Annotated in this window: 18 protein-coding genes; 11 read left to right on the top strand and 7 right to left on the bottom strand. The window is 67.7% G+C overall.

From position 1 onward, the window contains the following. Nucleotides 1–13: 13 nt before the first annotated feature. On the bottom strand, nt 14–1,786 hold the full coding sequence (locus RJT68_RS02840) for a methyl-accepting chemotaxis protein (protein ID WP_407038871.1): 1,773 nt from the start codon (nt 1,784–1,786) through the stop codon (nt 14–16). 224 nt (nt 1,787–2,010) lie between these two features. Here RJT68_RS02840 and RJT68_RS02835 point away from each other — a divergent pair, with 224 nt between their 5' ends. From RJT68_RS02835 to RJT68_RS02805, 7 genes are all read left to right on the top strand, one after another. Continuing rightward, a complete protein-coding gene (locus tag RJT68_RS02835; protein ID WP_407038870.1) occupies nt 2,011–3,348 on the top strand; it encodes a PGF-CTERM sorting domain-containing protein in 1,338 nt (445 codons plus the stop codon). 295 nt (nt 3,349–3,643) lie between these two features. Next, on the top strand, nt 3,644–4,822 hold the full coding sequence (locus RJT68_RS02830) for a hypothetical protein (protein ID WP_407038869.1): 1,179 nt from the start codon (nt 3,644–3,646) through the stop codon (nt 4,820–4,822). A gap of 179 nt (nt 4,823–5,001) precedes the next feature. Then, complete coding sequence (locus RJT68_RS02825) at nt 5,002–5,475, top strand: Hsp20/alpha crystallin family protein (protein WP_407038868.1); 474 nt, start codon at nt 5,002–5,004, stop codon at nt 5,473–5,475. A 148-nt stretch (nt 5,476–5,623) separates the two neighbouring features. Next, nucleotides 5,624–6,187, top strand: a complete 564-nt coding sequence (locus RJT68_RS02820; protein ID WP_407038867.1) for a GNAT family N-acetyltransferase — start codon at nt 5,624–5,626, stop codon at nt 6,185–6,187. A 47-nt stretch (nt 6,188–6,234) separates the two neighbouring features. Further along, nucleotides 6,235–7,029 carry an alpha/beta fold hydrolase gene (locus tag RJT68_RS02815; protein WP_407038866.1) on the top strand — a complete coding sequence of 265 codons (795 nt, stop codon included), beginning with the start codon at nt 6,235–6,237 and terminating at the stop codon, nt 7,027–7,029. A 156-nt stretch (nt 7,030–7,185) separates the two neighbouring features. Beyond that, on the top strand, nt 7,186–7,998 hold the full coding sequence (locus RJT68_RS02810) for a helix-turn-helix transcriptional regulator (protein ID WP_407038865.1): 813 nt from the start codon (nt 7,186–7,188) through the stop codon (nt 7,996–7,998). A 159-nt stretch (nt 7,999–8,157) separates the two neighbouring features. Beyond that, the gene (locus tag RJT68_RS02805) at nt 8,158–9,345 is read left to right on the top strand and encodes a flavin-containing monooxygenase (RefSeq protein ID WP_407038864.1); all 1,188 of its coding nucleotides are present in this window, start codon (nt 8,158–8,160) and stop codon (nt 9,343–9,345) included. 91 nt (nt 9,346–9,436) lie between these two features. Here RJT68_RS02805 and RJT68_RS02800 read toward each other — a convergent pair whose 3' ends face one another. From RJT68_RS02800 to RJT68_RS02780, 5 genes are all read right to left on the bottom strand, one after another. Further along, nucleotides 9,437–9,751, bottom strand: a complete 315-nt coding sequence (locus tag RJT68_RS02800) for a HalOD1 output domain-containing protein (protein WP_407038863.1) — start codon at nt 9,749–9,751, stop codon at nt 9,437–9,439. A 92-nt stretch (nt 9,752–9,843) separates the two neighbouring features. Then, nucleotides 9,844–10,116 (bottom strand): helix-turn-helix domain-containing protein, encoded by a 273-nt coding sequence (locus RJT68_RS02795; protein WP_407038862.1) that lies wholly within the window; start codon nt 10,114–10,116, stop codon nt 9,844–9,846. Nucleotides 10,117–10,323: 207 nt separating this feature from the next. Next, complete coding sequence (locus RJT68_RS02790) at nt 10,324–11,634, bottom strand: RNB domain-containing ribonuclease (protein WP_407038861.1); 1,311 nt, start codon at nt 11,632–11,634, stop codon at nt 10,324–10,326. 81 nt (nt 11,635–11,715) lie between these two features. Further along, nucleotides 11,716–12,003, bottom strand: a complete 288-nt coding sequence (locus tag RJT68_RS02785; RefSeq protein WP_407038860.1) for a DUF7562 family protein — start codon at nt 12,001–12,003, stop codon at nt 11,716–11,718. Between the two features lie 111 nt (nt 12,004–12,114). Continuing rightward, nucleotides 12,115–13,542 carry a metallophosphoesterase gene (locus RJT68_RS02780; RefSeq protein WP_407038859.1) on the bottom strand — a complete coding sequence of 476 codons (1,428 nt, stop codon included), beginning with the start codon at nt 13,540–13,542 and terminating at the stop codon, nt 12,115–12,117. A 166-nt stretch (nt 13,543–13,708) separates the two neighbouring features. Here RJT68_RS02780 and RJT68_RS02775 point away from each other — a divergent pair, with 166 nt between their 5' ends. The 3 genes from RJT68_RS02775 (at nt 13,709) to RJT68_RS02765 (ending at nt 16,792) form a co-directional block, all read left to right on the top strand. Further along, nucleotides 13,709–14,188 (top strand): RNA-binding protein, encoded by a 480-nt coding sequence (locus RJT68_RS02775; RefSeq protein WP_407038858.1) that lies wholly within the window; start codon nt 13,709–13,711, stop codon nt 14,186–14,188. 332 nt (nt 14,189–14,520) lie between these two features. Continuing rightward, complete coding sequence (locus RJT68_RS02770) at nt 14,521–16,335, top strand: SLC13 family permease (protein WP_407038857.1); 1,815 nt, start codon at nt 14,521–14,523, stop codon at nt 16,333–16,335. Between the two features lie 100 nt (nt 16,336–16,435). Continuing rightward, nucleotides 16,436–16,792: a cell division protein SepF gene (locus tag RJT68_RS02765; RefSeq protein ID WP_407038856.1), complete on the top strand. Its 357-nt coding sequence runs from the start codon at nt 16,436–16,438 to the stop codon at nt 16,790–16,792. Between the two features lie 81 nt (nt 16,793–16,873). On the opposite strand, the gene RJT68_RS02760 is transcribed toward RJT68_RS02765, so the two are convergent. Beyond that, nucleotides 16,874–18,088: a potassium channel family protein gene (locus RJT68_RS02760; protein WP_407038855.1), complete on the bottom strand. Its 1,215-nt coding sequence runs from the start codon at nt 18,086–18,088 to the stop codon at nt 16,874–16,876. 412 nt (nt 18,089–18,500) lie between these two features. Between RJT68_RS02760 and RJT68_RS02755 the strand changes: the two genes are divergently transcribed. Next, nucleotides 18,501–20,042 (top strand): globin-coupled sensor protein, encoded by a 1,542-nt coding sequence (locus RJT68_RS02755; RefSeq protein ID WP_407038854.1) that lies wholly within the window; start codon nt 18,501–18,503, stop codon nt 20,040–20,042. Nucleotides 20,043–20,068 lie beyond the last annotated feature (26 nt).

The following is a 20,068-nucleotide window of genomic DNA, read 5'->3' as shown; positions in this document are numbered from 1 at the left end:
CGCGCCGTCGCCGTCAGGTGCTCGGCTTCGGCAGTCGACGCCCGTCGCCGTCTCCGCGCTCGGCCGCGGTCGTTCGATCGTCGCTCACCGTGAACGCGTCGAGCGCCTCGGAGAGGTCCGTCGCCATCTCCGCGAGCGTTCCGGTCGCGGTCGCGATCTCGCCGACCGAGGCCGTCTGTTCCTCGGCGGCGGCCGCGACGCTCTCGGCCTCGCGCTCGATCCGCTCGCCCTCGTCGGTCATCTCGTCGACCCGACGGGCGACCTCCTGGCTGGTCTCCGCCTGATCGTCGGTCGCCTCCGCGATCGACTGCACGTTCGCGTTCGTCTCCCCCACCCGTTCGGCGATCTCCTCGAGCGCGCCGAGGCTCTCCTCGACGGTCGCGGTTCCCGAGACGACGTCCGCTCTGATCCGGCGGACCTCCTCGACGACCTCGGTGGTCGATTCCCGCACGCGAGTGATCATCTCGTCGACCTCGCGGGTCGCGTCGGCCGTCCCCTCCGCGAGGGTCTTGACCTCGTTCGCGACGACGGCGAACCCGTCGCCCGCCGCGCCGGCGGTCGCCGCCTCGATCGAGGCGTTGAGCGCGAGCAGGTTCGTCTGCTCGGCGATCTCGTCGATCACTTCGACCACCGCTCCGATCTCGTCCATCTCCTCGTCGAGGCGCTCGATCTCGTCGACGATCACCTCGGTTCGCGCCTCGAGGCGCTCCATCTCCTCGATGGTGTCGCTCGCGGCGTCGCTGCCGGCCTCGGCCCGTCGGGCCGCCTCCGCCGAGACGTCGGCGACCGTGTCCGTCGTGGACGCGATCTCCTCGATCGTCGCCGAGAGGTCGCCGATCTCCGCGAGCACCTCGCGCGAGCGGTCGCTCTGTTCTGCCGTCGCCGCCGATATTTCGGTCGCCGCGCGGCTCACCTCCTCGCTCGCCCCGTCGATCTCCTCGATCCCCGTTCGGACCTCCGCGCCGGTTCGATCGACCGCCTCGGCGATCGTCCGGATCGAGGCGAGCGTCTCCTCCAGATCGTCGAGCGTCGCGTTGAGCGCCTCGCCGATCTCCACCATCGCCTCGTGCCCGCTTCGGACCTCGACGCGCCCGGTGACGTCGCCGTCGGCGCACCGCGCGAGCACCGCCCGGATCCGCTCGGCGTCCGCCTCGAGCGCCTCGTTCCGAGCCTCCGTCTCGCGGCGCCGGGCGTCGATCTCCTCGCGCCGTTCCTCGAGCCGGGAGATCCGGGTCCGGATCGCCGTCTCCATCTCGTCCAGACTCTCGCCCAGTTCGCCCGGGACGTCCGCCTCGAGCGCGTCGGCGTCGAACTCCTCGTTGCGCAGGGCGTCGGCTTTCGCCGCGACCGTCAGGAAGTAGTCGTGCATCCGCCCGAACGAGCGCTGGAGGTCGCCGACCTCGTCGTCCTCCGTCGGCGCGGGCGGCCGCTCGTCGAGTCTGCCGTCGGCGATCGCCTCGGCGACGTCACTGAGTTGGACGACGGGCGAGAGGATGTCCCGCCGGACGATCAGGATCGTGTTCGCGAACGCGACGAGCGCGCCCAGCACCACGAGCGCGGTCAGAACGATCTGTGCGGTCGGAAACGTCTCGAGGGCGGTCCGCGGACCGAGAAAGACGAGCGGCAGCGCGAGCAGGATCATCGCCGAGCAAAACTGGATGACGATCGCCGCCAGAAACTTATCCTCGATGCTGTCGCGGATTCCGATCGCCCCCATGGTGGTCCAGAGGATCCGCTTGTACCGGTCGGCCGGGCCCGAACCCCCGGCGTCGAACGACTGAGCCATAGGGGCCTTTCAGACCACCGTATAGTATGAATTGTGGCTGTTCCCACGTGCCTGCACGTTTCGGCCGCAAAAAACCCCGCCGAGAACGAATCCCGGCACGTCCGAATCGCCGCTCGAGGTCGATCGCTCGGTCCACGGAGTCCGCACCGTCGCTCGATTTCCCGGCGTCGATTGGACGGATTTGCCACAAGGAACTATATAACGAAGCATGAACGTCCCCCCGTATGAACCGTCTGACGACGATCCTCGTTACCGCGGTGTTGGTGACGGGTCTGTTCGCGACAGTCGCAGGAACCGCCGCAGCGACGGACGCGACCGAATCGAACGCGACCGCACAGAGCGAAGCGTACGCCGGGACGAACGTCTCGTTCGAAGCCGACGGGAGCCAGCTCACGGACGTCGAACTCGGCGGCGAGGAGGCGTTCTCCTCGGTCGCGGTGAACTCCCAGAGCGAGGCGGAAACCGGCGCCGACGTCGGCGCGGACGTCTCCCTGGAAACGCTGGTCGACCTCGAGGGGGCGGGCCTCTCGCTCGCCGCGGAGACCAGCGCGAGCGCGGAGGTCGAGTCCGAAAGCGGCGCGACGATGTCGGCGCTCGACGGGAGCTCGTCGGTCGTCTCCGTGGACGCCGGGAACGAGTCGCAGTTCGTCGAGGCCGAACTCGGCTCCGACGCGGAGGCGAGCGAGGAAGGCGACCGCGTGGTCGTCGAGACCGGCGACCGCGACGGAACCTTCGTCGTGGTGGGCGACGGCGAGGTGACCGTCAACGAGGAGGGCGACGTGGCCGCCGACCTCGAGGAGAACTCGTCGCTCGTCTTCCGTTCGTCGGGCGACGGCGGCGAAGATGACGAAGACGACGGCGACGACGGCGACGGTGACGACGACGGCGAGGGCGAGGGCGACGAGAACGCCGAGTACGAGGAGTCGCTGATCGCCGACGGAAACGCGGTCGCCGACGTCTACGTCGGCGATCGGGACGGCGAGACGGTCGCTGAGGCCGTCGACTACGGCGGCGAGACCAGCGCCGAAGCCGCTCACGATGCCGAAGGGCGGGTCGAACTGACCGTCGACCGCACCGTCCACGAGGGCGCCATCGCGATCGCAACCGTCTCCGAGGAAGCCGTCGGGAACCTCGAGGACGCCGAGGTAACCGTCGACGGGGAGGCGGCCGCGGAAGCCTCCTCGCACTCGGAACTCGAGGGCGCCTTCGGCGAGGAACCGCGCTACATGGTGGTTCAGGACGCCGAGGCGCAGGGTGAAGCGACCGTCTACGTCGCGTTCGACCACTTCTCGACCCGATCGGCGACGATCGACGGCGGTGACGATGGCGGGTCGGACGACTCGACGGCGGACGACGGTGACGACACCGACGAGTCCGACGACGGCGATGACGGCGACGCCGACGACGGAGACGACACCGGCGACGAGGACGGAACCGACGCCGACGGGAACGACGACGGAGGCGAGTCCGACGGCACGGACGACGAGATGCCCGGATTCGGCGTCGGCGTCGCGGTGATCGCGATCTCGGTCGCCGCCGCCCTCGCTCGAGTCCGGACCTGATCCGGGTGAGGCGGTCGGTCACCGCCCGATTCGGACGATTGAACACATTCACGCTTTTTATACTCGCCGCGGTTTTTCGGACGCTTCACCCCCCGTTCGAACGCTCGTTCCCCCGTCCCCCCGCCCGCTCGGCCCTCCCCCTTCCCCTCGCTCGGTCGGCCCGCCCGTTCGTTCCACCCGCTCTTCCGCTCGGCGCTCGGCCACCCCGCGCGCCGACCGCGCTCGAGGGTGACGCGCACGATTGGACGACCCTGTCAGAAAGGACTTTACGACCGGTTGCCTCCGGCCGGGTGCAATGTCCCGAATACCTTCGGTCGTCCTCGCGGTCCTGTTGACGACGGCGACGCTCTCCGTCGCCGCCGTCGGCGGGGTCGCGGGCGCGGCCGCGCCCTCCCAGAACGCCTCTCAGACGCAGTCTCACTCCGCCGACGCGGCGGCCTACCAGGGAACGCACGTCGCGTTCAACACCTCGAGCGACGCCGTCACCGACTACCGCGTCGGCGGCGCGACGCTGTTCGACGACGTGTCGGTCGCCTCCCAGAGCGACCACGACAGCCGCGCCGGCCTCGGCGCCGATGCCGCCCTCTCGAGCGTCGTGAACCTCTCCGGACTCGGCCTCGAACTCGGCGTCGAGACCGAGACGCGGGCCGACCTCTCGCTCGAGGGGTCGTCCTCGGGCGGAATCAGCGCCCACGACAGCGAGCGCGGCATCCTCACCGTCGCGGCCGGCGACGACGACCGCTACGTGGAGGCCGACCTCGCCAGCGGCGTCACGGCCGAGTCCGACGGCGACGGCCGCGTTGCGATCGACGGCGGCGAGCGCGACGGCGCCTTCGTCGTCGTCGGAGACGGCGAGGTGGCCGTCAACGAGGACGGGAACGTCGTCGCCGACCTCGAGGGCGACTCGACGCTCGTCTTCCGCTCCTACGGGGACGGCGAGCGCGACGACGAAGCGCGCGCCCAGGAGGACCTGATCGCGGACGGCGAGGCGACGGCCGAGGTCTACGCCGAGGTCCGCGAGGACGGCGAACGCGTCGCCGACGTCGCGACCTACGGCCAGGATATCGCCGTCGAGGCGAGCGCGGACGCCGAGGACCGCCTCGAGGTGACCGCCGAGCGCGCCGCGGATGAGGGGACGATCGTCATCGTCGGCGCCTCCGACGCGGTCCTCGAGACCGTCGGTTCGGCCGAGGACCTCGCGGTGACCGTCGACGGTGACGTCGCGACCGAGGCGTCCTCGTACTCGGAACTCGAGGGCGCCATCGGCGAGGAGCCCCGGTACATGGTCGTCCAGGAGAGCGACGCGGCCGCGAGCGCCGACGTGCTCGTCGCCGTGGACCACTTCTCCGAGCGCGAGATCGCCGTGCAGAACGCGGACGACGTCGAGGACGCGGACGACGGCATGTCCGGTTTCGGCCCCGTCGTCGCGCTCGCCGCGCTCGCGCTGTCGGCCGCGGCCCGAGTCCGCAGCTAACCGCGATTCCGACCCCCGTCACCCCGTTTTTCCGTTCCGAACTGCGGCCGACGCCGAAGAGCGGATCGCCGCCCTCGAGGACCGGAGCGCCGCGACGGGTGCGACGATATCGGGGTCGAGAGGGCCTGACGGTCGAGAATCCTTATATCCGCTCCCGACCTATAGGTCCCCGATTATCGATGAAGTCGTTCGAAGACGTGAACCGACTGTTCAGAGAGATGGACCGCCAGTTCGACCAGCTCCGCCGGGCGATGTTCGACGCCCCCGCCTTCGGGTTCGACGCGCGGTATCCCGCGCTCGAGGGGTCGAGCGGGTTCGAGGCGACGACCCCGTACGGGAGACCCGGGACGTCCCTCGAGGACGAGGGCGACGCCTTCGTCTTCGTGATGGACCTCCCCGGCTTCGAGAAGGACGACATCGAACTCACGTTCGAGGACGGGACGCTCTCGATCTCGGCCAGCGCCGAGCGCGAGGAGGGCGACGATGCCTTCCGGACGATGCGCTCGCGCCACGTCGCGGAGCGCGTCCGAGTCCCGCGCGAGGTGATCGTCGAGGAGATCGAGGCGAACTACCGCAACGGCGTCCTCGAGGTTCGCCTCCCGACCGTCGACGTCGTCGACGACGACTCGGTCCACCGCATCGACGTCGAGTGAGACGGTCGTCGACGGGCGACCGCGAGTAGCGCGGCGTTCGATACCGTATTTTGTACCCGTTCGACGTTCCCAGCGCGGGTGTTCCACCGGAGTTTCGTTTCGGGGGTCTCGAGCAACGCTCTTTGTCGCCGACGCCGCACGTTCCCACATGCCATCATTTCGCACGGCCAGGCGGGAGGACGCCCTCGCGATCCGTCGCATCGCTCGAGCGGGGTGGCACGCCGCCTACGGAGAGTTTCTCGGCCACGACAGGATCGACGCCATCGTCGATCGGTGGTACGAACCCAGCCGACTCGAGGGCCAGGTCGTGGACGCGGCGGCGCGCGACGATACGGTCTTTCTGATAGCCCAGGAGGATGAGTTCGCGACTGGTGACGATGACCGCGACGGAGTCCGGGGCGAGGGATCGGCGGTCGGCTTCGCCTACGCCGGTCCGTGGCAAAAGGACGACTCGATCGCGTTCCTCTACCGCATCTACGTCCACCCGGGTCGGTGGGGCGACGGTATCGGGACGGCGCTGCTCGAGCGCGTCGTCGACGACCTCGAGGACCACTTCGACCGACTGCGGCTGACCGTCCTCGCGGACAACGAGGTCGGCGTCTCGTTCTACGAATCGCGGGGGTTCGACCGACTCGAGAGACGGGACGCACGACTGGGTGACGACGAGAGTGACGACCTCGAGGAGTACGTCTACGAGCGACCGTTGCGGTGACGGACCCTCCGGAAAGGCAAAGGAGGTTACCATTGTACCGCGACACCATGACGAACGGTGAGTCGTTCGCCGCCGCGGACGTCCGCATCACCTACGACGACCTCGTCCCCGACCGAGAGGCGTCCGGCGTCGGATCCGATCCCGCCCCGGTCGTCCTGCTCCACGGCTTCGCCTCGAGTCGCCGGGAGAACTGGCGCGAGCGCGGGTGGTACGAGACCCTGCTCGCGGAGGGCCGCCGCGTGATCGCCCTCGACTGTCGTGGACACGGCGAGAGCGGGAAGCCCCGCGACCCCGAGGCGTACGAGACGGCGACCATGGCCGACGACGTCGTCGCGCTGCTCGACCACCTCGAGGTCGAGGAAGCCGACTTGCTGGGCTACTCGATGGGCGGACGGCTCTCGCTCGAGTTGCTCGCCGCCCACCCGGAGCGGTTCAACGCGGGCGTCCTGGCCGGCATCGGCTCGGCGTCGCTGTCGGACACCGGCGGGAGCGACGCCATCGCCGACGCGCTGGCGGCCGACGATCTCGAGTCGGTCTCGAACCCGATCGGCAGGCGGTTCCGCCGTTTCGCCGAAACGACCGATAACGACCTCGAGGCCCTCTCCGCGTGCGCCCGCCAGCGGACGCCGCCGGCCGACTGGGAGACGGTCGCCGGGATCGATACCCCGGTGTCGGTGGTCGCGGGCGAGCGCGACGGCCTCGTGGGCGATCCGCGGAAACTCGCCGACGGCTTCCCGAACGGCGAAGCGGTCGTCGTCCCCGACGCGGATCACCTCACGACGGTCCCCGACGACGCGTTCGAGGAGGCGGTGGTGGACTTCCTCGAGCGCGAGGGGTTGTGACAGTCGTCGAGAGGGCGGTCTCGTTATTCAGGTGCGAATCGATTCGGACCGGGAAGGAGGCGGAGGGCACGCCGCTCGATCCTCCCGAGTCCCTCAGCGGAGAGTCGCCTGTCTCTCCCCACGAAACGCTAAGCTCCTCGACCTCCTACGGTGCGTATGACTGCGGGAATCGACAACATCCGGTTCCTGGCCACGTCGGCCCACCGCGTCGGTGTCCTCGAAACGTTGCGCGACGGACCGACCGACCGTCGAGAGCTGTGTGAGGCCACCGGCGCTTCCTCGCCGACCGTCGGACGGGTGCTCGCCGCCTTCGATGAGCGGAAGTGGCTCGTCAGGGACGGTCCCACGTACGGGCTGACCCCCCTCGGCGAGTACGTCGCCGATCGGTTTCTGGCTCTCCGGGACGCGATGGAGATCGAGGGGATGCTCCGCGACGTCTGGCAGTGGCTGCCGGTCGAGATGCCGGGCTTCTCCGTCGACCTCTTCGCCGACGCGGTGGTCTCCTACCCCGGGCCAGGGTACCCCTACGAGCCCGTCGAGCGTCTCAGTCGACTCATCGCGTCGACCTCGTCGTTGCGCGGGTTCGACAACATCGTGTACAAGTCGAGCAACCTCGAGACGGCCTGCGGTGCGGCTCTCGAGGGAATGACGTTCGAGTACGTGTTCACGCCCGAGGCCCTGGAGGGGGTGTTCGCCTGGAACCCGGATCGGATCGTGGAGGTCACCGCCTGCGAGAACGCGACCGTCCTCGTCCACGACCACCTCCCGGACGGCGACCGCTGCGGCCTCGGCATCGTTGACGACCGGGCCGGCATCTGCTGCCACGACGCCGGGACCGGGGCGCTCGTGGCGGTCATCGACACGGACGCCCCGGAGGCCCGCGACTGGGCCATCTCGGTCTTCGAGCGGGTTCGCGCGGAGGCGACCCCGGTCGACCCCACCGCCTTCGAGTCCCGCGCACCGTCGTAACGCCACCGGCGACGATCACCGTCATCGGACTGGCAAACCGGTCAGTCGAGCGCCTGTGACGTCGCAGATCCACGGCCTATCCGAAATTTCAGGGCGTGAAATCCTGCACGCGGCATCATCACTTCCCTCCGCCGCGTACGCTTACCACGGAACAAAGCCATGATCGAACGACACGACACCGTCGTTATCGGCGGCGGCCAGGCCGGACTGGCGACCGGGTACCACCTGCGGCAACACGACCGGGACTTCGTCATCCTCGACGCGAGCGACCGCGTCGGCGACGCGTGGCGGGCCCGCTGGGACTCCCTCCGGGTGTTCACGCCCGCCCGTTACTCGAGCCTACCGGGGATGGATTACCCGGGCTCACCGTACGCCTTCCCCACGAAGGACGAAGTGGCCGACTATCTGGAGACCTACGCCCAGCGATTCGACCTGCCCGTCGAACTCGGCGTCCGCGTGGACGGGCTGGAACGGATCGACGATCGCTTCCTCGTCACCGCGGGCGACCGGCGTATCGAGGCGGACAACGTCGTGGTGGCGATGGCGAGCTACCAGGTCCCGACGGTCCCGGATTTCGCGGCTGAACTCTCCGACGACGTCGTCCAGCTACACGCGAGTGAATACCGCAACCCCGATCAGCTCCAGGACGGGGACGTGCTCGTCGTCGGGGCGGGCAACTCCGGTGCCGAGATCGCTCTCGACGTCGCCGGCGCGAAGCGCCCGCTGCAAGCGAGACGCGGAGCATCTCGTCCCGTCGCCTCCGAGCACGAAACGTGGCTGTCGGGTCGAGACGTCGGCCACGTGCCGTTCCACATCGACTCGTGGGTCGGCCGTCACCTCGGGGTCCCGTTCGTGATGCGCGTGCTCTTCCACCGGATCTTCACGACGGGGACGCCGATCGGGCGCCGAATCCGCCCGAAAGTGCTCTCACAGGGCGGCCCGCTGGTGCGAACGAAACCCAGTGACCTGGCCGCGGCCGGCGTCGAACGGGTGCCTCGCACGACCGGCGTCCGCGACGGCCGTCCCGTCGTCGGGGATGACGTTCTCGACGTCGAGAACGTCATCTGGTGCACTGGCTTCCGTCCCGACTTTTCGTGGATAGACGTGCCGATCTTCGACGGGAAGGAACAACCCAAGGAACCCGTCCACGTGCGCGGCGTCGTCCCGAGCGAGCCGGGACTGTACTTCGTCGGCCTGTTCTTCCTGTACGCGATGACGTCGGGGCTGTTCACCGGCGTCGGCAGGGATGCAGAGTACGTCGTCGACCACCTGACGGCGACGGCGCGCCAGCAGCAGCCTCGGCCGAGCAACACCGGATCGGTGGACGGACTCCTACAGCAGGCGTAGTTGCGTTCGGTGTCGGCTTCGAGTCCGAGGAGTGGCAGCCTCGCGAGGAAGAGGCCGGCAGAACTCGCTGTTTATCACTCACGATACGCGCTTACCGGTTGATCGAGCGCACGGTCAACTTCTCACCTTCGAACCAAATTCGATAGTGGCCAAATGTAAAGGAGACGACGACCCGTTCGGTTTTCTGCTCACGTACGAGCGCATCGAGGGCATCCGGGTTAACGTGGTCGTACAAGCAGGTTTCGAGTTCGAGTGAAAGCTCGGCTGGAGCGATACCAGTGACGGTAGCGAGCGCGTCGGCTGTGGCGATACTCGGTGGTGTGGCCGACCAATCGTACGAGTCCTGGAAACGAATAGTGACTGAATGAGGCTCGTACCCGTCATCCGCTCGGGTGCCTCCGTGCATGGACTACCTTTGCTAACGAGGAGTATGAACGTAGTGTGAGTTTCCGAGTGAACGCCCGAGACTAGTCACGCCGCACGCCCTCCGTGGAGTCGTCACGTGAAGATCGCTCGGAGGGCGACGACGAGACTATTTCGATCGCCTGTACCCCAGTTCGCCGTTTCTTCGCTCTTGCCACCAGTTCGTGTAGCCGGTTCTTCGGATACGCGGGTGCGAGGCACACCGTTGACGCGGGTAATGTCCCGCGTTGTTCCCGTCCCGAGGCGAACGAGGTTGAGCGGTGTCTGTGCTTCGTACTGAGATAACCCGAGATCCTGTAACCGGTCGAGAGCCCCGCCTTCAGCCCGTTCTTCGTCGAATGGTACCACCTGTGCTGCCACGGTACAGGACCGAATAAAGCCCGTTAGAGACCAGGAACGCTATGGTATGGGTCAGTCGGGCGGACGTTACCGAACAGTAGCCTATACTGAGCGATGGATGCCCCGCTTGTACGCACCGGCCGTTTCACCCGTGGACGTGGACGCCGAAACGAAGTGCGCCCACGGAAAACGGTAGAGGTGGCCGTAAATCGGGGTCTACAGCGTCTCGTCCGCCTCGTCCTCCTCGACGACCTCGATCCCGCGGTTGTTGACCGCCATCGGATCCAGGCCGACCTCCTGGAGGAACTGCTTGTACTCGCGCTCGCACTGCTCCGCGTCCTTCTGCTTGTCGCTGGCGCGGTCGCAGAGGGCCACGAGGGTCTCGGGGACGTCGTTCTGGTAGACGATCCAGTGGTTGATCAGGTCGGAGAGCCGCCGGATGGGGCTCGTGAAGTGGCCGTAGATCTCGAAGTTCAGCGCGTGGTGACCGCCGAAGGGGTCGCTCATGTACCGGGCACGGGGCATCACCTTCATCACCGCCCACTGGATCTTGTCGAGCTGTCGGCCGGGGGCGGTCTCGAGCGTCGCGTTGACGGCCTTCCGCGGGTCGTCCCACGTGTCGCCGGGGATGGAGACGCCGTCCAGGTCCTGGATCTCCTGGAGCGCCTTCGACCACTCGTCGGGGGTGGGCTGGGGGTGGACGCGGTACATCGCCTCGACGCCGCGGTTCCACATGAGTTCGTGCGTGACGGCCTTGTTCGCCTTCAGCATGCACTCCTCGATGATCGTGTGGGCGCGATCCCGACTCGGGTTGAGCACGAGCGAGCCGTCATCCTTTCGAATCTCGTGCATTCGGTCCGCGACCTCGTGGACCAGGACGTTCACCTCGTGGAGCGGCGCGTCGGGGTCGTCGAGGCGCTTTTCGGCCTCGGCGTAGGTGAGCCGCTCGTCCGATTCGATGACCGACTTGTAGATGTCGATGGTCTCGTAGGAGAGCGTCTCCTTGTTCAGGTGCATCTCGACGGTGTGGGCGAAGCGCTCCTCGTTCGGCACGAGCGAGCAGACCGACTCCGCCAGGACCGGCGGCAGCATGTGGATGGTGTAGCCGGGGAGATAGACGGTGTTGCCCCGCTCGACCGCCTCGTTCCACATCTCGGACTCGGGGTGGACGTAGTGGGTCACGTCGGCGATGTGCACCCAGAGGACGTACTCCTCGTCGCGCTCTTCGATCGAGAGCGCGTCGTCGAAGTCCTGGGCGTCGATCGGGTCCGTCGTCCACGTCGTCAGGTCCCGGAGGTCCTCCCGGTCGCCGTCCTCGAGTTCCGCGTCGATCTCGGCCTGAACGTCCTCGGTCCGCTCCTCGGCCTCGTCGATCACCGCCTCGGGGAACTCGTCGCGGATCTCGAACTTCTCGAACAGCTCCTCGCGCTTGTTCTCGAGGTGTCGTGCGAGGTCGTCCGAGATCAAAACGGGGCCCTGCCCTTCGGCCGTGCCGGCTGCGGCCTGTGCGTCGGCGTCGTCGCTCATATCGGCGCCTACGGGCGTGTGGGTGAAAGACGTGTCGGGACGGCGATCACCGACGGTCGTCGTGATCGGTCCGACGGGCGGTCACTGCTCCTCGAACGGTCCGTACCGCTCCTCGACGGACCTGACGTACGCCGCGAGGAACGCGTCCCGACTCCGCTCGCCGGCGCCGATCTCGACGAGGAGGTCCTCGAGTTCGTCCCTGGGGTACTGACAGAGGTCGTCGTAACAGGATCGACAGAGGTGTTCGAACTCCTTCCCCTCGCGATCCCACCGGTCGCCGTGCTTGTCGTACTCGCGGGCGCGTTCGCGGTCGATCGTCGCGCCGCACGCGGGACAGGACACCGTCTCGGGTCGACGGGCGGGCCACATGGGTAGGGGAAGTTCGCGGGATCACTTAGCGGTTTGCGCGGACATCGCCGGCGTCCGTCGACGGCCGTCGGATCGTCCTCGGGCCCGTCCGGTTTCGATTTCGTCGCACCGTCACGACGCACCCTCTCGGTCGGACCCCTCCTCTCGGCCTCGATCTCCGTCCCCGCCCGACCGCTCGAGCCCATCACCGTCGGGTGACGTGGGCCGCCGAACTCGCGATGAGGTGCGCTCGACGAGCGCCTCGGGAACCTCGAGCGGGTCGTCGGGGTCGACCACCGTCCGCGCCGGGATGGGGTGCTCCGGGGGCGGGCGGCGCGCGACCAGGCGCTGGAACCGGCCGAGTTTCGGCGGTTCGACGCTCTCGACCTCCTCGCACTCGACGACGACTCGGTCCCCTTCGGCGAAGATTCGGACGTGATTCAGCCGGAACGAGGGGTGGTAGACGCCCGGGAGCCGCGAGAACCGAGCCTCGACGTGCCGGAGCTTCTTGAGCCAGGTGCCCGTGTTGACGACGACCCGACCGCCCCACCGCGTGACCGACGCCCGGTGGGTGTGCCCGTAGACGAAGACGGCGACGTCGTCGTTCGCCTCGAACACCGCCCTGGCAGCGCGCAAGAACGGCTCGTCCCCCTGCCCGACGCGAACGCCCGACAGCACGACGCCGAAGCGCTCGAGGGTCCGCCCCAGGTCGCGTCTGAACAGCCACAGCGGGAGCGCGAGCAACAGCAGGACCGCCACGATCACGACGTTGATCGCGACGATGAGTTCGAGGACGAACGCGGCGACCCCGAGCGCGTGGATCACGGGGTTGTCGGTGAACAATCGGGGCGGAAGAATGCCGAGCACCTCGAGGGCGGTTCCGAACAGGTAGAGGAGCGTGAGGTTGAAAAACAGCAACAGCGGGACGACGATCGCCCGGAGGATCGGACTCATCTCCCGGTAGAAGTAGTTCGAGAGGAGCCAGCGCGGGATCTCCTCCATCGGGGCGACCGACTGGATGTCCCGCAGCCAGTCACCCCTCGCCCGTCCGGAGTACTGTCCGGCGGCGGCGACGATTCGCTGGACGACGAAATAGCCGACCGGGAGAGCGTCGGGGTTCCCCCAGTCGGGCATCCGATTGTTCGGGTCGTGTTGCTGGCCGTGTTCGATCCAGATCCGCGCGTCGCCCACCTCGCGGGTGATCGCGATCTCGGGCTCGAGCGAGACGTTGTACTCGGCGAGCCGATCGACGTTGGACGGGTAGCAGGCCAGGTCGTGGTTGCCCGGAATCACGGTGACGTCGATCTCCTCGCCGGTCGCGCGGAGCTGTTCGAACACCCGCGGGTGGTCCTCGATCACCCGCTCGAGTCTCGCCGGTCCGGTCACCTCCGCGTACTCCCACAGCCCGAAGGCGTCGCCGTTGACGATCAGTTCGACGTCGCCGCCGCGCCCCTCGAGGGCCGCGAGAAACGAGAGGAGTTCCTCCTCGAAGTCCACCACCGTGAGCTGTTCGTCGCCGCCGATGTGTAAGTCGCTGATGAAGACGTACTCGCTGGCCATCGAACGCGGTCCGAATCCCTACCAGCCGCGGGGGGATAGTGGTATCCCACCGCAGAGTCGGAACGGCGACCCCTACTGCGCGCCCCGGTCGTCGCTCGAGGCGCACAGGGGACGACCGACGACCCCAAACCTGTTCTGTTAAATGGCTCTGGCGGGAAGGACGGGTATGCAGGTCAAGTCCCGACACCACCTCCGGAGCGACGTCGTCTCGGAGATCGAGTCGATGCTCTCGGACACGCTGGGCGTGACGCCCGAGGGAGACACCTACGAGCGCGTCGAGTTCGAGGCGACCGACTGGGAGGTCGTCCTCGTCGACGGCGAGCCCCAGATCGCCTACTTCGACGACGAGCCGTTCCTGACGGTCCGCGGGGCGAACGCGTACGAACCCGACCGCCGCCGGGTGACCGTCGACACCGGCGCCATCTCCTTCGTCAGCGACGGCGCGGACGTGATGCGCCCGGGGATCACGGAGGCCACGGACGACATCGACGCCGGCGACCTCGTCGTGATCGCAGAGGAGTCCCACGACAAGGTGCTCGCCATCGGCCGCGCTCGCGTGCCGGGCGGCGACATGACCGGCGACGAGGGCAAAGTCATCGACTCGCTCCACCACGTCGGCGACGAACTCTACGAGTTCTCCGGGTGACATCCCCCCCGCCGTAAACGGCGGGATTCTCTCCTCGCAAAAATAGAGCCGGGTTCTTCGCCGTGTTCCGACCCTTCCGTCGATCACCGGTCCGCTCGAACTTTGCGGCTCATCTTCCATGTCTTTTGATCCGATAGTATCCGCCTACGGATGGATGTCCGACATTTCGAAGAACGGAAACCGTTCGAAAACCCTCCACGCACCCGCAGCCGCTCAGGCTGCACGCGTCCGAACGACGTCCATCATGAACTTTAGTTTTGGACGTCCTCGTCAATTTCACAACAGCTTCGAAATCAAACGATTAATACCCACCTGCCAGAAACCACCGGAAAATGCCTTCACAACGCACGAAACGAATGTGGGCGCACCTGTGGGCGCTGAGCGCACAGACGAAAGCGTACGTCCGACTCGACGGCACGCGCATGCTCGAGGACCTCGACGCGGTGACCGAGGAGGAAAAGCGGGTCGCCGAAGAGGCCCTCGCGACCGACGGCGGCGGGGACCGCGCCGGAGCCAGCGGGGACCGCACCGCAGCCGGCGGGGACGGGCCCGACGGAGACGGATCCGGCGACGATCGATCGCCGTTCGACGTCGATACCAGCTACGGACTCCGGCAGAAGGTGGGGTTCGTCCTCGGCCCGCTCCTGTTCGCGCTCATCCTGCTCGGCCCGACGCCCGGCGAACCGGCCGGCTATCAGGGGCAGGCGGTCGGCGCCGTGACGGCGTGGGTCGCGCTCTGGTGGATCACCGAGGCGATTCCGATCCCGGCGGCCTCGCTGCTCCCGATTCCGCTCTTCGCCCTGACCGGTGCGCTACCGGTCGCCGACACGACGCCGTCGTACGGCCACCCGCTGATCTTCCTGTTCATGGGCGGCTTCTTCCTCGCGATGGCGATGCAGCGGTGGGACCTCCACCGGCGGATCGCCCTGCGGACGATCAAAGCCGTCGGCACGACCCCCTCGAGGCTCATCCTCGGGTTCATGATCGCGACGGCGTTCCTCTCGATGTGGGTCTCGAACAGCGCGACCGTGATGATGATGACGCCCATCGGCCTGGCGGTCATCTACCAGACGCGCGACCTGATCGAGGAGACCGGACTCGACGTCGACACCAGCGAGGGGAACTTCACGTTCGGGACCGCGCTGATGCTCTGTATGGCCTACGGCGCCTCCGTCGGCGGCGTCGCGACGCTCATCGGCACGCCGCCGAACATCCTGTTCGCCGGCCAGGCCGAGGAACTGTTCGGCGAGAGCGTCTCGTTCTTCGAGTGGATGATCTACGGGCTTCCGATTTCGCTCATCGGCCTCGTGGCGGTCTACATCTGGGTCACGCGATTCGCCCTCTCCCCGAAGTTCGACGAGTTGCCCGTCGGCGCACAGACGATCGACGCGGAACTCGAGAAACTCGGCGCGATGTCCAAACAGGAGAAACTCGTCCTCGTCGTCTTCGTCGGCATGGCCGTCGCCTGGATCGGCGGAAGCTTGATCGGCCAGTTCGAACTCGCGACGGTTCCCGATGACGTCGACACCATCGTCGCGATCGGCGGTGCGATGGTTCTGTTCATGCTCCCCACGAAGACCGAAGCGGGCGAGCACACCTTCCTGCTCGACTGGACGAACGCCGTGAAGATTCCCTGGGGGGTCATCCTCCTGTTCGGCGGCGGGCTCGCGATCGCCGCCGGCTTCGACCAGTCGGGCCTCGCCGAGTGGCTCGGCGGCCAGCTCGAGTTGCTCTCAGGTGTCCCGATGGTCGCGGTGTTGCTCGCGGTCGTCACGCTGGCGATCTTCATGACCGAGATCACCTCGAACACGGGGATGACGGCGATGCTCATGCCGATCCTCGCGGCCGTCGGCGTCGGCATCGGCGTCCACCCGTTCGGGCTGATGATCGCCGGCGCGACCGCGGCGTCGTTCGCGTTCATGCTCCCGGTGGCCACGCCGCCGAACGCGATCGTCTTCGGCAGCGGCTACATCTCGCTCCCCCAGATGGCTCGGACCGGGTTCGGGCTCAACGTCATCGGGATCGTGTTGATCACGCTCGTCGCGCTCGTGTGGCTCCCGATCGCGTGGGGGATCGACCTCGGGACGCTCCCGGAGGCCTTCGAGTCCGCCTACAGTAGCTTCCTCATGCCCGCGCTGACGGGCTGAGTTCGGTCGTCGATCGCCAGTCCGGGCGAGGCGGTCGAACTCGAGGGCGCGAGTGCGTCTGACGTAAGAACTATACCGGCGGCGGCGGTGGGTCTCGTCAATGGGTCTAATGGACAAGCTCCTCGGCGGGAATCAGGCTCGGACCGCCGATGACTACGTCGAACTGAACATCGACGACGTCGCGGGTACGTCGGCCGAGGCGTCGATGCAGGTTCACGTCGCGGAGGTCGGCGGCCAGGCGGCGGCGATCGACATCAAAGACGCCGTCTACGACGGCGACGTCGTCATCGCCGACATCACCCGCCTGCGCACGAAGGACAAGACGGTCGAACACATCGTCGACGAACTCCGCCAGGTCGCGAAGGAGGTCGACGGCGACATCGTTCGCAAGGGCGACGACCAGATCATCATCACCCCCACCGGCGTCCGCATCGGCCGCGAGAAACTCGGCCGGTAACGGAAACGGATCGCGTCGCCGACCCCCTCGTGCCGACTTCGCGAGGTCGGCGACGCTCCGGCGTCTCGTCGGGGACGTTCGTCACGCGGCGCTCGTCAACTCCCCGAGTCGATCGGCACCGGTTCGGGTACCCTTCGCCAGAATCACGTCTCCGCCCTCGAGTTTCGACGCCGCGCCGGGCTGGATCTCCCACTCGTCGTCGTACGGGCCGTCCGATCCCCGCGGGCGACGGACGGCGATGACGCGCATCCCCGTCTCCGTCCGGACCATGTGCTCGCCGAGTGTCGCGCCTGCCAGCTGGCTCCCCCCGTCGACGGTCTGGCGGACGATCACCTCGTCGCTCTCGTAGACGGCCTCCGCGACGACGGGGTGGGTGCCGAGGCCCCGCAGGACGCCCTCGCTGAGCTCCAGCGCGGCGTCGCTGATCACTTCGGTCGCGCTCGCGAGGTGGACCAGCCCCCGGAGGGAAACGGGGTCCTCGACGTCCGCCGCGGCCCGGAGCGTCCAGGCCTCGAAGCGCGACTCGAGGGCGTCCACCTCGGCCTCGAGGGCGGACACCTCCTCGGCGAGTTCGGTGCTGTTGAACAGGACGGCGCCGTAGGCGAGGTCGATCGCCAGTTCGCTCATGTTCTTCATCAGGACGATGGCGTCGACCGCCCGCTCCAGGTCGTCGATGCGCGGTTCGGACGGGGTCGGCGTCTCGTAGGGGTCGCCCGTCATGGTCTCGTAGACCGCGCCGACGTCCTTCTCGGCCCCGCGCAGGAGGACGACGTCGCCGGCCTCGAGGGTCGTTTCGAAGGTGGGATTGAGCAGCCACTCGCCCTGCCGACGGATGGCGATCACCCGGACGCCGGTCTCGGTCTCGAGGTTGATATCGCCGAGGGTGCGCCCGGCGAACCGGGAGTCGGCGTCGACGCTCGCGCGGAGCACCGTCTCGACCGCTTCGGGAAGGGCGGATCGGATGGCGTCCGGGAGGCCGACCTGCTCCAGAACGATCTTGGCGATGTCGCCTGACGCGTCGGCGACCTTCTCCGCGGCGCCCACCACGCCCAGGACGGGCGCCAACTGCTCCGCGTCGTCCGGACTGCGCGCCGCCATCAGCACGCTCATTCGGGCCTGCAGCTGAAGGACGTCCATGCGTTCCTCGAGGACGAGCACCTCCTCGGCGACCGCGTCGCTGCCGAACAGGACGGCCGAGTACGAGAGGTCGATCAGCAGTTCGGCCGTGTCCTTCATCTCCGCGAGCACCTCCTTCACGCTGACGGGGCGGTACTCGACCTCGCGGGAAACGTCCATGCGATGCTATTGCGCGGCGCTCGAGAAAAGGGTTGCTGGCGCGGCTGACGGGGTCGACGATCGCCCCGAGACGACGGATCGGCGACGCTCGAACCGATCGCCGCCCGGGACGCGCCGGGGTCGACGGCGCGACCGATCTCGTTTCGTCGCCGACGCCAGTTCGTCTCCGCGAGCCGACCCGTTTTAAATGACTATATCATAAATCGTTTTTGGGAAACGGACGGCCGCCCCACCAGCGTACGCGTTAGAACGCGATCGTCGACCCGCTCGTTCGGGCGGTGATTCACCACCTATTGCCCTTCCGGTGGTATTCCAGCAAGCTGTGCCGATCTTAGTTCTTGTGGCCTACCAGTATGGGCCCCATCCTCGTTTGCAACAACGGTTATACGTGGCTGTTAGTACGGAGCTACTGATGCAAGTGAGCGACGGTGCCGCGATCGGCGTGGGAGCGGAGTACGAGGACGTGGCTCGAGAGTACGAGGTGGATCGCGCGGAGATCGAACGGGTGAAAACCGCCGTCGGATTCGACGAGCGGGACGAGCGGCTGCTCGCGTCTCAGTCGACCGTCTTCGAGGGCGTCAGCGGACCGCTCGCCGCCCGGTACGCCGACGGGTTGCGAACGAGCGACGCCGTCCGGCGATCCCTCGAGGATCACGGAACGTCCCTCGAGGGGGTCGAACGTGCCCAGCGCGAGTACGTGCGGTCCTTCGGCCGCGGTCCGTACGACGCCCAGTTCTTCGAAGAGCGCGTGCGGACGCCCGGGTTTCCGGCGCTACTCGAGGCGGGCCCGGACGCGTTCCTCGGCTCGTTCGCCGCGTACTACGAAGGAGTCCTCGAGGCGCTCGCCGACGACGTGAAATCGGAGTTCGTCGAGGAGGACGGTTCGGAGCCCACGGACCCCGCCGTCGAGGGCGGCGTGGCCGAAGAGCGCGCGCCGGACGGCTACGTCCCGATCGAGGCCGTCGACGCGGTCGCCGAACGCGCGCTAGCGTTCCTGCGCGTCGCGACGATCGACCAGCAACTCGCGGTCCGGCTGAACGCGCGGGCCTACCGCGAGCGCGTTCGGGACGAACTCGAACAACAGGAGACCGTCCGGAAGAACGTCGGGGACTCCCTCGAGGAGCTGTCGGTCTCGGCCGAGGAGGTTTCGGACAGCTCCCAGGACATCAGCGAACTGGCCGACGAGCAGTCGGAGACGGTATCGAACGTGGCGGGCGAGATCTCCAATCTGAGCGCGACCGTCGAGGAGATCGCCTCGAACGCCGAGGAGGTGAGCTCGACGAGCGAGCACGCCCAGGAGATCGCGACCGAATCGGCCGACACCGCCGAGCACGCGATCGCGAAGATGGAGCGCGTCGAGCGGGCCTCGACCGACGTCACTCGGGACGTCGAGGCGCTGCGCGAGGGCGTCCGGAAGATCGACGACATCATCGAGGTGATCAACACGATCGCCGACCAGACCAACTTGCTCGCGCTCAACGCCTCCATCGAAGCGGCCACGGCGGGAGAAGCGGGCGACGGCTTCGCGGTCGTCGCGAAGGAGGTGAAGTCGCTGGCCGAGGAGTCCCAGGAGGAGTCGAAGCGCATCGAGCGCCTGGTCGACGAGATACGCCGGAGCACGCGCGAGACCGTCGAGAGCCTCGAGACGGCCAACGAGGAGGTCGCCGACGGCGTCGACCTCGTCGAGGAGACGGTGGACGACCTGGAGCGGATCCGGGAGGCGGTGACCGAGTCCGTCCAGGGGATCCGCGAGGTCGCGGCCGCGACGGACGATCAGGCGGCGACCACCGAAGAGGTCGCGAGCACGACCGACGCCGTGATGGAGGGGGTGCGCGAGTTGTCCGACGAGGTCCGGGAGATCGTCGCCGCCAACGAACAGCAGACGGCGATGATCGAGGAAATCACCGACGAGGTGCGGCGGCTCTCGGACGAGGACGACCTCGAACTACGGTAGGTCGAACGCGGCCTCGAGCGGATCAC

The organism is Halovalidus salilacus (assembly GCF_031852275.1).
Taxonomy (GTDB): Archaea; Halobacteriota; Halobacteria; order Halobacteriales; family Natrialbaceae; genus Halovalidus; species Halovalidus salilacus.
The sequence above is the reverse complement of the archived record's forward strand: the minus strand, read 5'-3'. Positions and strand labels throughout refer to the sequence as shown.

Excerpts from the sequence above, each read along its gene's own strand:
- RJT68_RS02775 (WP_407038858.1), top strand. The coding sequence starts at position 13,709 with ATGCAGGTCAAGTCCCGACACCACCTCCGGAGCGACGTCGTCTCGGAG.
- RJT68_RS02760 (WP_407038855.1), bottom strand. The coding sequence starts at position 18,088 with ATGGACGTTTCCCGCGAGGTCGAGTACCGCCCCGTCAGCGTGAAGGAG.
- RJT68_RS02835 (WP_407038870.1), top strand. The coding sequence starts at position 2,011 with ATGAACCGTCTGACGACGATCCTCGTTACCGCGGTGTTGGTGACGGGT.
- RJT68_RS02755 (WP_407038854.1), top strand. The coding sequence starts at position 18,501 with ATGCAAGTGAGCGACGGTGCCGCGATCGGCGTGGGAGCGGAGTACGAG.
- RJT68_RS02790 (WP_407038861.1), bottom strand. The coding sequence starts at position 11,634 with ATGAGCGACGACGCCGACGCACAGGCCGCAGCCGGCACGGCCGAAGGG.
- RJT68_RS02805 (WP_407038864.1), top strand. The coding sequence starts at position 8,158 with ATGATCGAACGACACGACACCGTCGTTATCGGCGGCGGCCAGGCCGGA.
- RJT68_RS02820 (WP_407038867.1), top strand. The coding sequence starts at position 5,624 with ATGCCATCATTTCGCACGGCCAGGCGGGAGGACGCCCTCGCGATCCGT.
- RJT68_RS02770 (WP_407038857.1), top strand. The coding sequence starts at position 14,521 with ATGCCTTCACAACGCACGAAACGAATGTGGGCGCACCTGTGGGCGCTG.
- RJT68_RS02800 (WP_407038863.1), bottom strand. The coding sequence starts at position 9,751 with ATGCACGGAGGCACCCGAGCGGATGACGGGTACGAGCCTCATTCAGTC.
- RJT68_RS02785 (WP_407038860.1), bottom strand. The coding sequence starts at position 12,003 with ATGTGGCCCGCCCGTCGACCCGAGACGGTGTCCTGTCCCGCGTGCGGC.
- RJT68_RS02830 (WP_407038869.1), top strand. The coding sequence starts at position 3,644 with ATGTCCCGAATACCTTCGGTCGTCCTCGCGGTCCTGTTGACGACGGCG.
- RJT68_RS02810 (WP_407038865.1), top strand. The coding sequence starts at position 7,186 with ATGACTGCGGGAATCGACAACATCCGGTTCCTGGCCACGTCGGCCCAC.
- RJT68_RS02825 (WP_407038868.1), top strand. The coding sequence starts at position 5,002 with ATGAAGTCGTTCGAAGACGTGAACCGACTGTTCAGAGAGATGGACCGC.
- RJT68_RS02840 (WP_407038871.1), bottom strand. The coding sequence starts at position 1,786 with ATGGCTCAGTCGTTCGACGCCGGGGGTTCGGGCCCGGCCGACCGGTAC.
- RJT68_RS02780 (WP_407038859.1), bottom strand. The coding sequence starts at position 13,542 with ATGGCCAGCGAGTACGTCTTCATCAGCGACTTACACATCGGCGGCGAC.
- RJT68_RS02815 (WP_407038866.1), top strand. The coding sequence starts at position 6,235 with ATGACGAACGGTGAGTCGTTCGCCGCCGCGGACGTCCGCATCACCTAC.
- RJT68_RS02765 (WP_407038856.1), top strand. The coding sequence starts at position 16,436 with ATGGGTCTAATGGACAAGCTCCTCGGCGGGAATCAGGCTCGGACCGCC.